This is a genomic window from Pseudomonas sp. GW460-12-10-14-TSB1, assembly GCF_017349775.1.
Lineage (GTDB): Bacteria > Pseudomonadota > Gammaproteobacteria > Pseudomonadales > Pseudomonadaceae > Aquipseudomonas > Aquipseudomonas piscium.
In genome coordinates this window covers 89,530-103,249 of record NZ_JACNAC010000008.1, presented here as the reverse complement: position 1 = coordinate 103,249, position 13,720 = coordinate 89,530, and the positions used below count along the sequence as shown (strand labels likewise).

The 13,720-nt window shown below is 64.0% G+C and carries 11 protein-coding genes; 10 read left to right on the top strand and 1 reads right to left on the bottom strand.

From position 1 onward, the window contains the following. Window positions 1–29 precede the first annotated feature (29 nt). On the bottom strand, window positions 30–2,396 hold the full coding sequence (locus J4D52_RS07940; RefSeq protein WP_102676394.1) for a glucose/quinate/shikimate family membrane-bound PQQ-dependent dehydrogenase: 2,367 nt from the start codon (window positions 2,394–2,396) through the stop codon (window positions 30–32). A gap of 214 nt (window positions 2,397–2,610) precedes the next feature. Between J4D52_RS07940 and J4D52_RS07935 the strand changes: the two genes are divergently transcribed. The 10 genes from J4D52_RS07935 (at window position 2,611) to J4D52_RS07890 (ending at window position 13,673) form a co-directional block, all read left to right on the top strand. Beyond that, on the top strand, window positions 2,611–3,072 hold the full coding sequence (locus tag J4D52_RS07935; protein WP_009051175.1) for an Lrp/AsnC family transcriptional regulator: 462 nt from the start codon (window positions 2,611–2,613) through the stop codon (window positions 3,070–3,072). A gap of 181 nt (window positions 3,073–3,253) precedes the next feature. Then, complete coding sequence (locus tag J4D52_RS07930; protein WP_063433212.1) at window positions 3,254–4,936, top strand: NAD(P)/FAD-dependent oxidoreductase; 1,683 nt, start codon at window positions 3,254–3,256, stop codon at window positions 4,934–4,936. A 105-nt stretch (window positions 4,937–5,041) separates the two neighbouring features. Beyond that, window positions 5,042–5,836, top strand: a complete 795-nt coding sequence (locus J4D52_RS07925; RefSeq protein ID WP_063433213.1) for a carbon-nitrogen hydrolase family protein — start codon at window positions 5,042–5,044, stop codon at window positions 5,834–5,836. 48 nt (window positions 5,837–5,884) lie between these two features. Continuing rightward, window positions 5,885–8,347: a pyrroloquinoline quinone biosynthesis protein PqqF gene (pqqF, locus tag J4D52_RS07920; RefSeq protein ID WP_102676395.1), complete on the top strand. Its 2,463-nt coding sequence runs from the start codon at window positions 5,885–5,887 to the stop codon at window positions 8,345–8,347. Between the two features lie 156 nt (window positions 8,348–8,503). After that, window positions 8,504–8,578, top strand: a complete 75-nt coding sequence (pqqA, locus tag J4D52_RS07915) for a pyrroloquinoline quinone precursor peptide PqqA (protein WP_009045898.1) — start codon at window positions 8,504–8,506, stop codon at window positions 8,576–8,578. 71 nt (window positions 8,579–8,649) lie between these two features. Then, window positions 8,650–9,561 carry a pyrroloquinoline quinone biosynthesis protein PqqB gene (gene pqqB / locus J4D52_RS07910; protein ID WP_063433215.1) on the top strand — a complete coding sequence of 304 codons (912 nt, stop codon included), beginning with the start codon at window positions 8,650–8,652 and terminating at the stop codon, window positions 9,559–9,561. Window positions 9,562–9,697: 136 nt separating this feature from the next. Then, on the top strand, window positions 9,698–10,450 hold the full coding sequence (gene pqqC, locus J4D52_RS07905) for a pyrroloquinoline-quinone synthase PqqC (RefSeq protein WP_016704071.1): 753 nt from the start codon (window positions 9,698–9,700) through the stop codon (window positions 10,448–10,450). Next, on the top strand, window positions 10,447–10,722 hold the full coding sequence (pqqD, locus tag J4D52_RS07900) for a pyrroloquinoline quinone biosynthesis peptide chaperone PqqD (protein ID WP_025807331.1): 276 nt from the start codon (window positions 10,447–10,449) through the stop codon (window positions 10,720–10,722). The genes pqqC and pqqD overlap by 4 nt, the downstream gene beginning before the upstream one ends. After that, window positions 10,694–11,866: a pyrroloquinoline quinone biosynthesis protein PqqE gene (pqqE, locus tag J4D52_RS07895; RefSeq protein WP_063433216.1), complete on the top strand. Its 1,173-nt coding sequence runs from the start codon at window positions 10,694–10,696 to the stop codon at window positions 11,864–11,866. The genes pqqD and pqqE overlap by 29 nt, the downstream gene beginning before the upstream one ends. Continuing rightward, window positions 11,832–13,673 (top strand): S9 family peptidase, encoded by a 1,842-nt coding sequence (locus tag J4D52_RS07890; protein WP_063433217.1) that lies wholly within the window; start codon window positions 11,832–11,834, stop codon window positions 13,671–13,673. Before pqqE ends, J4D52_RS07890 begins: the two co-directional genes overlap by 35 nt. The last annotated feature ends 47 nt before the right edge of the window (window positions 13,674–13,720 follow it).

Here is a 13,720-nt window from a genome sequence, read left to right as displayed (position 1 = left end):
CGGTTTTTCTGTAAGGCCTGGATCAGCCGTTATTCGGGCAATGCATAAGCGATCACATAGTCCCCACGGTCCGGCGACTGACGCGCGCCGCCAGCGGTCAGCAGGATGTACTGCCGGCCGGTCTTCGGCGAAACGTAGGTCATGGGCCCCGACTGGCTACCCACCGGCAGGCGGGCTTTCCAGATTTCGTTGCCGTTGCCGGTATCGAAGGCGCGCAGGTAGAAGTCCTGGGTGCCGGCGAAGAACAACAGGCCGGACTGGGTTGCCAGGGACGCGCCCAGGGTCGGCATGCCGATCGGGATTGGCATATGCATGCGAATGCCCAGGGGACCAGTGTCCTGTACGGTACCGACCGGCACCTGCCACACCAGCTTCTTGGTTTTCAGGTCGATGGCCGACATGGTGCCGAACGGTGGCTTCTGGCACGGAATACCGGCAGGCGAGAGGAAACGCTGGCGCATCGCCCCAAACGGCGTGCCGTCCTGAGGCACTACGCCCATTTCGATGCCGCTGGCCCCAGCCGCGATCTTCGCGCGCGGGATCATGTAGTTGGCCAGGCCCAGGCGCATATCGTTGACGAACATATAGTTGCTGTTCGGGTCCACCGACACGCTGCCCCAGTTCATGCCACCCAGGGAGCCCGGGAACTGCAAGGCGTGATCCATGCCCGGCGGGGTGTAGACGCCTTCATGGCGCATGCCCTTGAACTGGATGCGGCACATCAACTGGTCGAACGGCGTAGCGCCCCACATGTCCGACTCGGTGAGGGTCTGGTTGCCGATCGACGGCATCTCCACCGAGAACGGCTGGGTTGGCGAGTAGCGTTCGCCCGGCATATTGCCCTGCGGCACCGGACGCTCTTCCACCCGGGCGATAGGCACTCCGGTTTCGCGGTTGAGCAGGAAGATCTCACCCTGCTTGGTGACCTGCGCCAGCGCCGGCTGGACTCCGCCCTTGTCGTCCGGCACGTCGTACAGCAGCGGCTGCGCCGGCAGGTCGAAGTCCCACAAATCGTGGTGAGTGGTCTGGAAGTGCCAGCGCACCTGACCGGTTTTCACGTCCAGGGCGACGATGGAGGAACTCCATTTGTCGTCGAATTCCGTGCGCTGGCCGGCGAAGAAATCTGGTGTGGCGTTGCCGGTCGGCAGGTAGACCAGACCGAGCTTGGCGTCATAGGACATGGCCGACCAGACGTTTGGCGTTCCGCGGGTATAGGTCTCGCCCGCCGGCGGACGCTTGGTGGTGTTCGGGTTGCCCGGATCCCAGGCCCAGACCAGTTCGCCGCTGCGCATGTCGAAGGCGCGGACCACGCCCGGTGGCTCGCCGATGGAGTAGTTGTCCGCCACCCGGCCGCCAACTATGACCACATTGCCGGCCACCAGCGGAGTCGAGGTCTGCTGGTAGTAGCCAGGCTTCACTTCGCCCATGTCGGTTTTCAGGTCGACCGTGCCTTTATCGCCGAAGTCTTCGCACGGCTTGCCGGTTTCTGCGTTGATCGCAATCAGGCGCGCATCGCCGGTCGGCAGGAACAAACGCTTGGCGCAGGCGGCCGGAGTGGCCGAGGGTTCGGCAGCAGACTCGGCGGAGGCATCGAAGTAACCCAGGCCGCGGCAACGCTGCCAGTTGGGCGCCGAGCCTTGCGGATCGAACTTCCAGCGTTCGGCGCCGGTGTCGGCGTCCAGGGCGAACACCTTGCCGTAGGCGGTGCAGGTATAGACCCTGTCACCGATCTGCAGCGGTGTGTTCTGGTCTTCGGCGCCCGCGCCGGTGCTTTGCGGAATATCGCCAGTGCGGAAAGTCCAGGCCACCTGCAACTGATCAATGTTGCCCTTGTTGATCTGATCCAGCGCGGCAAAACGATTGCCGGCGGTGGTGTTGCCCCAATGGGCCCAGTCCTTCTGCTCGGTACCTGGAACCACAGGCTTGATCACCGGCTCGCTGCTGGCCTTGACCACATGGGTCGGCACGAACATGTAGGCCAGGGTCGCCGCGACGCCAATGCCCAGCACACCCGCCAGGCCATAAGCGCCACGGCCGGCGGTCGCGCCCGAAGCACGCACCAGGGTTGGATAGATAAGCGCCACCACCAGGCCGATAACGGCGAAGGTCAGCACCCGGGAAACCAGCGGCCAGTACTCCAGCCCGGCATCCCAGACCGCCCAGATCGCCGTCAGCACCAGCGCCGCCCCATACAGCCAGGCGCCGCGCGGGTTACGCCGGGCGATCAGCAGCCCGGAAACGATCATCGCCAGGCCCATCAGCAGGAAGAACCAGCTGCCGCCCAGACTGACCAGGTACCCGCCCCCGCCAGCCAGTCCCAGGCCGATCAGTGCGATCAGCACACCCAGCGCCCACAGCAGCCATTTGCTGCCGGTGGCAGCCCCAGAATTATTCATGTCGGAAATTTCTCCCATTCTTTGCGTGGCGCAAGAATGTACTAACCAGTTACTTATGACAACTTGTCGCAGGCAGTTCGTGGCAAAAAATCTCATGCATGCCATTGAGCCTAGCCGTCACAGCGCAGCCCGCAGCCAATACGCCATGCCACGAGCATCGCCCCCAGCGAGCCTGTAACATGCTCGGCCACCGTTGCCCGCGCCGGAGTTCACCTTGTCTGACAGCCGCCCTCCCGTCCTCGACGAAATCGACCGCCAACTGATCGCGGCCTTGCAGATCAATGCCCGCGAAAGCGTGGCCATGCTCGCCAGGCAGCTGGGGATCGCCCGTACCACCGTGACCTCGCGCCTGGCGCGGCTGGAAAAGGCACGGGTGATTACCGGCTATGGCGTGCGCCTGGGTCAGCGGGTCATCGATGGCGGCTTGCAGGCCTACGTGGGGATCAAGGTGCAGCCGCGTTCCGGCAAGGAGGTACTGCGGCGCCTGAGCGCCATGGCCCAGGTCCAGCAGCTCTGCGCGGTGAGTGGGGAATTCGACTATGTCGCCTGGCTGCGCACCGATTCGCCGGAGCAGCTGGACCAGTTGCTCGACCAGATCGGCAGCGTCGACGGCGTGGAAAAGACCACCACCTCGATCATCCTCAGCAGCAAGATCGACCGCGGGCATCCCGTCTGAAGAGACTTTCCCTGCTCCGCCCCCATAGCTCGTCATTTCGCACAATAGAACCGTCATATTGGTCGTCGATCATTCAAAACGACGACACTTTGCGTCTTATTAACGTGCGCAACGCTCCCTAGAATGGCTGCCATCTTTTCCTATACTCAGCGCTCTGCTCGAGTTGCCAGCAAGGTCAGCCATGAACAAGAACAATCGCCATCCTGCAGACGGTAAGAAACCCATCACCATTTTCGGCCCGGACTTCCCGTTCGCCTTCGACGACTGGATCGAGCACCCGGCCGGCCTGGGCAGCATCCCCGAGGCCAACCATGGCGCCGAAGTGGCGATTGTCGGTGCCGGTATCGCCGGGCTGGTAGCGGCCTACGAGCTGATGAAGCTGGGCCTCAAGCCGGTGGTGTACGAAGCCTCGAAAATGGGTGGCCGGCTGCGTTCCCAGGCATTCGAAGGCGCCGAAGGGATCATCGCCGAACTGGGCGGCATGCGCTTTCCAGTGTCCTCCACGGCCTTCTATCACTACGTCGACAAGCTGGGCCTGGAGACCAAGCCCTTTCCCAACCCGCTGACGCCGGCTTCTGGCAGCACCGTGATCGACCTCGAAGGCCAGACTCACTACGCGCAGAAGCTCGCCGACCTGCCAGCGCTGTTCCAGGAAGTGGCCGACGCCTGGGCCGATGCCCTGGAAGACGGTTCGCGCTTCGGCGAAATCCAGCAGGCCATTCGCGATCGCGACGTGCCGCGCCTCAAGGAGCTGTGGAACACCCTGGTGCCGCTGTGGGACGACCGCACCTTCTATGACTTCGTCGCCACCTCGAAAGCCTTCGCCAAGCTGTCGTTCCATCACCGCGAAGTGTTCGGCCAGGTAGGCTTCGGCACCGGCGGCTGGGATTCGGACTTCCCCAATTCGATGCTGGAAATCTTCCGCGTGGTGATGACCAACTGCGACGATCACCAGCACCTGGTGGTCGGCGGCGTCGAGCAGGTGCCGCTGGGCATCTGGCGCCATGTGCCGGAGCGCTGCGCCCACTGGCCGCAAGGCACCAGCCTCAGTTCGCTGCACCATGGCGCGCCGCGTCCCGGGGTGAAGCGTATCGCCCGGGCCGCCGATGGCCGCTTCAGCGTCACCGACAACTGGGGCGATACCCGCGAATACGCGGCGGTGCTGACCACCTGCCAGAGCTGGCTGCTGACCACCCAGATCGAATGCGAAGAGTCGCTGTTCTCGCAGAAGATGTGGATGGCCCTGGACCGCACCCGCTACATGCAGTCGTCGAAGACCTTCGTCATGGTCGACCGGCCGTTCTGGAAAGACAAAGATCCGGAAACCGGTCGCGACCTGATGAGCATGACCCTCACCGACCGCCTGACCCGTGGTACTTATCTGTTTGATAACGGCGACGACAAGCCAGGGGTCATCTGCCTGTCCTATTCGTGGATGAGCGACGCCCTGAAGATGCTGCCGCACCCGGTGGAAAAACGGGTCAAGCTGGCCCTCGACGCCCTGAAGAAGATCTACCCGAAAGTCGATATCGCCGGGCGCATCATCGGCGACCCGATCACCGTGTCCTGGGAAGCCGATCCGCACTTCCTCGGCGCGTTCAAGGGCGCGCTGCCCGGCCACTATCGCTACAACCAACGCATGTACGCGCACTTCATGCAGGACGACCTGCCCGCCGAACAGCGCGGCATCTTCATCGCCGGCGACGATGTGTCCTGGACTCCGGCCTGGGTGGAAGGCGCGGTACAGACCTCGCTCAACGCGGTCTGGGGCATCATGAAGCACTTCGGCGGGCAGACCCACGCCGAGAACCCGGGACCGGGCGACGTGTTCCACGAAATCGGCCCGATCGCCCTGGCCGACTGAACCTGTAGCCGCCCGCAGGCTGCGATCGAGCGCAACGCTCGTGGCCTTTGAGCAGCCCGCGGCAACGGCTACAGTAACAGTCCAGCGCACAGAGGAGTCATCGCCATGCGTGTCGCGCTTTATCAATGTGCCCCACAACCACTGGATGTCGCCGGCAACCTGCAACGCCTGCAGAAAGTCGCCGTGGAAGCTTCCGGCGCCGACCTGCTGGTGCTGCCGGAGATGTTCCTCAGCGGCTACAACATTGGCGTAGAGGCCGTGGGCGCCCTGGCCGAGGCCCAGGACGGTCCGTCGGCGCAATACATCGCCAACGTTGCCCAGTCGGCGGGTATCGCGATCCTGTATGGCTACCCGGAACGCGCCGACGACGGCCAGATCTATAACGCCGTGCAACTGATCGACCGTAACGGCCAGCGCCTGTGCAACTATCGCAAGACCCACCTGTTCGGCGATCTCGACCGCTCGATGTTCAGCCCCGGTCCAGACGATTTCCCATTGGTGGAGCTCAATGGCTGGAAGCTCGGTTTCCTGATCTGCTACGACATCGAGTTCCCGGAGAACGCCAGGCGCCTGGCACTGGCCGGGGCCGAGCTGATTCTGGTGCCCACCGCCAACATGCTGCCTTACGACTTCGTCGCTGATGTCACCGTGCGTTCGCGCGCCTTCGAAAACCAATGTTATGTGGCCTACGCCAACTACTGCGGCCACGAAGACGAGATCCACTACTGTGGCCAGAGCAGCATTGCCGCCCCCGACGGCCAGCGGATTGCCCTCGCCGGGCTGGATGAGGCCCTGATAGCCGGCACGCTGGACCGCCAGTTGATGCTCGATTCCCGCGCCGCCAACCGCTACTTCCATGACCGTCGCCCGGAGCTTTACGACGACCTGAACAAGCGCTGATCCGGGATTATCCGCTAGCATGGGCGCTTCACTGTTCTGGAAGTGCTCATGCCCGCGCTGAACCACCCTCTGCCTCATCAAGAAACCCTGGCCAACGGCCTGCGGGTTTCACTGCACCACGTTCCTCGATTGAAGCGCTGCGCGGCAGCCCTGCAGGTCTCGGCCGGCAGTCACGACGTACCGCTGGCCTGGCCCGGGCTGGCACACTTTCTCGAACACCTGCTGTTTCTCGGCACCGAGCGCTTTCCCGCGGAACAGGGCCTGATGGCTTATGTGCAACGCCACGGCGGCCAGGTGAACGCCAGCACCGGCGAACGCCACACCGACTTTTTCTTCGAACTGCCCCCATTGGACTTCGCCGGCGGGCTGGAGCGTCTGGCCGACATGCTCACCCACCCGCGCATGAGCCAGGAAGACCAGTTGCGCGAGCGTGAAGTGCTGCATGCCGAATTCATCGCCTGGTCGCGGGATGCCGCGGCGCAACAGCAGTTCGCCTTGCTCGACGGCCTGTCTGCGGAGCACCCACTGCGAGCATTCCACGCCGGCAATCGCTATAGCCTCAAGGTGCCGCGCCCAGCGTTTCAACAAGCACTGCGGGCCTTCTATCAGGCTCACTACCACAGCGGGCAAATGACCCTGAGCCTGGCCGGCCCACAATCCCTGGAGGAGCTGAAAGCCTTGGCGCAGGGTTTTGGCGCCGTCCTCGCCGTCGGTAAAGCGCAACCGCAAGAGGCTCCTATGCCCTTGCTGACATCTGCGCAGCCGTATTATCAGCAGCTCGAAGGGAACCACCTGAACCTGCTGTTCGCCTGCGAGCAACTGCCCGCAGCCGCACGCGAAGCGCTGGATTTTCTCGGTACCTGGCTGGCCTCCGGCAAACCCGGCGGGCTGCTGGCCACGCTCAAGGAGCGCAAGCTGGTCGAAGGGTTGAAGGCCGCGCCGCTGTATCAGTTTGCCGGTCAGGCGCTGCTGCATATCCAGTTCGACTTGACCGAGCAAGGCGCCCAACAGCCGGAACAGGTGAGTGAGCTGCTCTTCGATTGGCTGGCCTTTTTCAGCAGCCAGGACGACTGGCCGGCATTGCGCGAAGAGTACGCCCTGCTGCAACAGCGCCAACGCCAGGTGGCCAGCGCACTGGCGTTGGCAAGACTGAACAACGAGCAGTTGGAAGCGCAGTTGTCCAACCGCGGCGTCACGGCCCTCAAGGCCCTGCTGTCGCAACTTCAAACCCCGCGGGCAGCCAGTCGCGGCATCAGCTGGCAACTGCCTGCGCCCAATCCGTTCCTGCGCAGCTCCGCGCCAGCCGCCCGGACTGGTCTGATTCGCGGGCAAACCAGCGCCCACCGCGGCTTGCGGACCTTCGCCCAGGACCGCTTGCGCCAACGTCGCGAATCATCGGCCATGACGTTCAGCCAGACCCTCGCCGACGACTCCGGCGAGGCCGCCCTGTACTTGCGCTGGCGCCTGCAAAACCTGTTGCCACAGGAACTGCGCAGCCGCTTGCAAAACCACCTGCGCAACCTGCGGGACGACGGACTTCAGGCGGGCGTCGAGTTGTCTTTCGGTGTCTCGGGCAACCAGTGTCTGTTGACGCTGAAAGGCCTTCCCGAGCCGATGCCGGCCATGCTCCAGCAGGCTCTGCTGGAACTGAGCCAACCCGGTGCGGCGTTCTGGCAAATGCCCCCCGCTGCTCCCACGCCGCTGTTACCGATCCGCCAATTGCTCCAGAAACTGCCCGAGCTCTGCCTGGAGATACCCGCCTCCGAGGAGCCGCATCTGGATGAGCAAGGCTGGCAAGCACTGTGGAATGACGCCCGCTGGGATGGCCTGGCCATCGGCCTGGCTCATGCCCAAAGCGCGATCGGCGCGGCACTGAGCAAAGCCCCGGGGATCGCCGACAGCCAGCTTTCAGCGCCGCCCTCGATAGCCGCGCAGCAGCACTGGCATGAGATCGCAACCGGCTCCGGCGAGCAGGCCCTGCTGCTGTTTTGCCCGGCACCGGACACCACCCTTCAGCAGGAAGCCAGCTGGCGGCTGCTGGGGCAACTTGGCCAGATGCCGTTCTATCAGCGCCTGCGGGTCGAGTTACAACTGGGCTATGCGGTGTTCAGCGGCGTGCGGCAGATCAACGGCCAGACCGGCCTGCTGTTCGGCGTGCAGTCGCCCAGCACTTCGCTGAGCGAGATCCTCGAGCATATCCGGGCGTTCCTGGCGCAGTTGCCCGAGTTGATCGAGGCACTGGATGACGCCTCCCTGGACGACTTGAAAGCTAACCTGGCCGCCCAGTTCGATGCCCGTGCGTTGCCCGTGGCGCAACTGGCCGAACTGCTCTGGCAGGGGCGACTGGCCGGCCATCCGTCGGATTACCTGGAACAATTGCAACAGGAGATTATGGCGGCGCCCCGGCCACAGCTGTTGCTCGCGGCCGAACAGTTGCAACAGGTGCAAGGCGGCTGGCGCTGTCTGGCCAGCGGTGCCTGCCCGGGGGAACCCTGGCAAGCGGCAAAATGATCATTACCCTGGCTGCAACGAGCTTTCTTCAACAATTGCGGTCATTCCCCAGGGGGAATTTAGTAAGATAGCCCCCTAAGCATCTGAACATCTCCGGTTGGAGGTGGACTATATGTATAGATCTCAACCGTCCCACCCACCTGAAGGAGCACCTCTATGTCCTGGTCCAAACCTGCTTACACCGACCTGCGTATCGGCTTTGAAGTCACCATGTACTTCGCCAGCCGTTGATTGCTCGCGCAGTGCAACGCCTCGGCTCGCCGGGGCGTTTTTATTTTCAGCTTTAACCTGATGGAGCGGCCATGTTTGTCCAGATTCTAGGTTCCGCCGCCGGTGGCGGTTTTCCGCAGTGGAACTGCAACTGCGCGAACTGCGCGGGCTTTCGCGACGGCAGCCTGCGGGCAAAGGCTCGCACCCAATCGTCCATCGCCATTTCCGATGACAGTGTGAACTGGGTCCTGTGCAACGCCTCGCCGGACATCCGCGCCCAGCTCCAGAGCTTCGCCCCGATGCAACCGGGCCGCGCCCTGCGCGACACCGGGATCAGCGCGATCATCCTGATGGACAGTCAGATCGACCACACCACCGGCCTGCTCAGCCTGCGCGAAGGCTGCCCGCATCAGGTCTGGTGCACCGACATGGTCCATGAAGACCTCAGCAGCGGCTTCCCGCTGTTCACCATGCTCACCCACTGGAACGGCGGGCTGAACTGGAACCGCATCGAACTCGACCAGAGCTTCACCATCCCGGCCTGCCCGAACCTGCGTTTCAGCCCGCTGCCGTTGCGCAGCGCCGCACCGCCCTATTCGCCCCATCGCTTCGACCCGCACCCGGGCGATAACATCGGCCTGATCGTCGAAGACCTGCGCACCGGCGGCAAGCTGTTCTACGCCCCAGGACTGGGCAAGGTCGACGCAGCGCTGCTGGAAATCATGAGCGGTAGCAACTGCCTGCTGGTGGACGGCACCCTGTGGGAAGACGACGAGATGCAGCGCCGCGGCGTCGGCACCCGGACCGGGCGGGAAATGGGCCACCTGGCGCAGAACGGCCCCGGCGGCATGCTGGAAGTGCTGGAGCAGTTGCCAGAGCAGCGCAAGATTCTTATCCACATCAACAACACCAACCCGATCCTCGACGAGGATTCCGCCGAACGCGCGGAGCTGGCGCGGCGTAACGTTGAAGTGGCTTACGACGGCATGAGTATCGAGCTGTAACCACAGGAGCTATCGCGGGCAAGTCGGATCGCCGCCCGCTCGCTCCTACAGGTAGCGCTGTCCGTAGGAGCGAGGCTTGCCCGCGATGAGGCCCGATCAGGCAACACTATCCACGGTTGTTCCCCGGAGAACCGCAATGACTGACACAGCAATGTCCCCCGCCGAATTCGAGCAGGCCCTGCGGGCCAAGGGCGCCTACTACCACATCCACCATCCGTACCACGTGGCGATGTACGAAGGCCGGGCGACCCGCGAGCAGATCCAGGGCTGGGTCGCCAACCGCTTCTACTACCAGGTGAACATCCCGCTCAAGGACGCGGCGATCCTCGCCAACTGCCCGGATCGGGAGATTCGTCGCGAGTGGATTCAGCGCCTGCTGGACCACGACGGCGCCCCCGGCGAAGACGGTGGCATCGAAGCCTGGTTGCGCCTGGGGCAGGCTGTCGGTCTCGATCCGGACCAACTGCGCTCGCAAGAGCTGGTGCTGCCGGGCGTGCGTTTCGCCGTCGACGCCTACGTCAACTTCGCCCGCCGCGCCAGCTGGCAGGAAGCCGCCAGCAGCTCGCTGACCGAGCTGTTCGCACCGCAGATCCACCAATCACGTCTCGACAGCTGGCCCCAGCATTACCCGTGGATCGACCCGGCCGGCTATGAATACTTCCGCACGCGCCTGGGCCAGGCGCGGCGCGATGTCGAACACGGCCTGGCGATCACCCTGCAGCACTACACCACCCGCGCCGGGCAGGAGCGCATGCTGGAAATTCTCCAGTTCAAACTGGACATCCTTTGGAGCATGCTCGACGCCATGAGCATGGCCTACGAACTCAATCGCCCGCCGTATCACAGCGTCACCGCACAACGGGTCTGGCATAAAGGAATCACCCTATGAGCTTCGATCGCAGCAAGACCCCGACCTGGCGCCCCGGCTACCGCTTCCAGTACGAACCGGCGCAGAAGGGCCATGTACTGCTCTACCCTGAAGGCATGATCAAGCTCAACGAGAGCGCCGCACTGATCGGCGGGTTGATCGACGGCGAGCGGGATGTCGCGGCGATCATCAAGGAGCTGGAGATCCAGTTCCCCGGCGTGCCCGAACTCGGTGACGACATAGAGCAATTCATGGAGGTCGCCCGTGCACAGCACTGGATCGAACTTGGCTGATTCGCCAGCGCCGATACCGCCCAAACCGGAAGTCGGCCTGCCGCTGTGGCTGCTGGCCGAGCTGACCTACCGCTGCCCGCTGCAATGCCCGTATTGCTCCAACCCGCTGGATTTCGCCGAGCAGGGCAAGGAGTTGAGCACCGAGCAGTGGCTCAAGGTGTTTCGCGAAGCCCGGGAAATGGGCGCCGCGCAGCTGGGCTTTTCCGGTGGCGAGCCGCTGGTGCGCCAGGACCTCGCCGAACTGATCGGCGAGGCGCGCAAGCTGGGGTTCTACACCAACCTTATTACCTCGGGCATTGGCCTGACCGAGCAGAAGATCAGCGACTTCAAGAAGGCCGGGCTCGATCACATCCAGATCAGTTTCCAGGCCAGCGACGAGCAGGTGAACAACCTGCTGGCCGGCTCGAAGAAAGCCTTCGCCCAGAAGCTGGAAATGGCCCGGGCAGTGAAAGCCCACGGCTACCCGATGGTGCTGAATTTCGTCACCCATCGGCACAACATCGACCGGATCGACCGCATCATCGAGCTGTGCATCGCTCTGGAAGCCGACTTCGTCGAGCTTGCCACCTGCCAGTTCTACGGCTGGGCCCAGCTCAACCGCGTCGGCCTGTTGCCGACCAAGGAGCAACTGGTGCGCGCCGAACGCATCACCAACGAATACCGTGCCAAGCTGGAAGCCGAAGGGCATCCGTGCAAACTGATTTTCGTCACCCCGGATTATTACGAGGAACGCCCGAAAGCCTGCATGAACGGCTGGGGCAGCATCTTCCTCACGGTCACGCCGGACGGCACCGCCCTGCCCTGCCACGGCGCCCGGCAGATGCCCGTGCAGTTCCCCAATGTGCGCGACCACAGCATGCAACACATCTGGTACGACTCCTTCGGCTTCAACCGCTTCCGTGGCTACGACTGGATGCCCGAGCCGTGCCGCTCCTGCGATGAAAAGGAAAAGGACTTCGGCGGCTGCCGCTGCCAGGCCTTCATGCTCACGGGCGACGCCAGCAATGCCGACCCGGTGTGCAGCAAATCGCACCATCACGGCGTGATCCTCAAGGCCCGCGAAGAAGCCGAGCACGCTACCCAGACCATCGAGCAACTGGCCTTCCGTAATGAACGAAACTCGCGCCTCATCGCCAAAGGCTGAATCCTTCAGCGCCGCCCAAGCCGTCGCCGCCGGCATCGATTTCGCCGAGCTGCGGCTCGGCGCCAGCGGCCTGTTCTGGAACGAATACCGCCCCGAAGATGCCGCCTGCCGGATCTGGCACTGGCGCGACAACCAGGTCCGCTGCCTGACGCCGCAAGGTTTCAGCGTGCGCAGCCGGGTCTACGAATACGGCGGCGGCGCCTTTTGCCTGAGCGATGACGGGCTGGTATTCGTCAACGAAGCGGATCAGCAGCTCTACCGACAGTCGCTGCAAGGCGAAACGCCGGTAGCCCTGACCTCCGGCGAGTGCCGTTATGGCGACCTGCAGTTCGCCGCCGGCCAGGTGCTGGCGGTGGAAGAACACAACAACCAGCATCGCCTGGTGGCCATCGACTCCGATAACGGCAAGCGCCAGTTGCTGGCCGAAGGGGCCGACTTCTACGCTGCTCCCGCCTTGAGCCCGAACGGTCAACGCCTGGCCTGGATCGAATGGGATCGACCGCATCAGCCCTGGACCTCCACCCGCCTGATGGTCACCGAGCACCTGGCCAATGGCCGTTGGGATGACCCAAGGTGCCTGGCTGGCGACGGTGTAGAAGAGTCGCTGCAACAGCCACGCTTCGATGAAACCGGCCGCCTGTATTGCCTGACCGACCGCGCCGGCTTCTGGCAGCCCTGGGGTGAAACCCCAAGCGGCCTGCAGGCGCTGCCCTGCGCCGCCGCCGATCACGCCCCGGCGCCCTGGCAATTGGGCGGCTGCACCTGGCTGCCGCTGGGTGGCGACAGCTGGCTGGGTACCTGGACGCAAGACGGCTTCGGCCGTCTGGGGCTGCGCCTGGCCGAGGGTTCACAGCAGGACTTCAGCGGTGACTACAGCCGCTTCCGCAACCTGGCGCTGGATGAGCGGTTTATCTACTGCATAGCGGCTTCACCTGTCAGTCCGTCCGCAATCATCGCCATTGATCGTCAGTCGCAGCAGGTCACAGTCCTGGCAGGCGGTGTGGCGCCTCTGCTGCCCGAACAGATCAGCCGCCCGCAAACTCTGCGCTACCCCAGCGGCCAGGGCGAGGCCCACGGCTTTTTCTACCCAGCCATGAGCGATGGCGATCGGCCGCCGCTGGTGGTGTTCATCCATGGCGGCCCGACCTCGGCCTGTTACCCGATACTCGACCCGCGCATCCAGTACTGGGCGCAACGGGGTTTCGCCGTGGCCGACCTGAACTATCGCGGCAGCACCGGCTATGGCCGCGAGTACCGACAGGCCCTGCACCTGAGTTGGGGCGAGGTGGATGTGCAGGACGCCTGCGCGGTGGTCGCCTATCTGGCCCGACAAGGCCTGATCGATGGCGACCAGGCATTCATTCGCGGTGGCAGTGCCGGCGGCTACACCACCCTTTGCGCCCTGGCCTTCGCCGATGTGTTCCGTGCCGGCGCCAGCCTGTATGGCGTCAGCGACCCAATCGCCCTGGGGCGAGCCACCCACAAGTTCGAAGGCGACTACCTGGACTGGCTGATCGGCGACCCCGAACAGGATGCCGAACGCTACAAGGCCCGCACCCCGCTGTTGCATGCCGGCAATATTCGCGTACCGGTGATTTTCTTCCAGGGCGAACTCGACGCCGTGGTGGTGCCCCAGCAGACCCGGGACATGCTCGAGGCCCTGCAGGACAACGGCATTGCGGCAGAAGCGCACTATTACCCGGATGAACGCCATGGCTTTCGCAAGGCCGCCAATCAGGCCCACGCCCTGGAACAGGAATGGCTGTTTTATCGACGGGTAATGGAACAGACGGGCACACCGCAGTAGTCGGCGCCCAAGGGAGACAAGCCCGCTCCTGTACGGGAGCGGGCGTC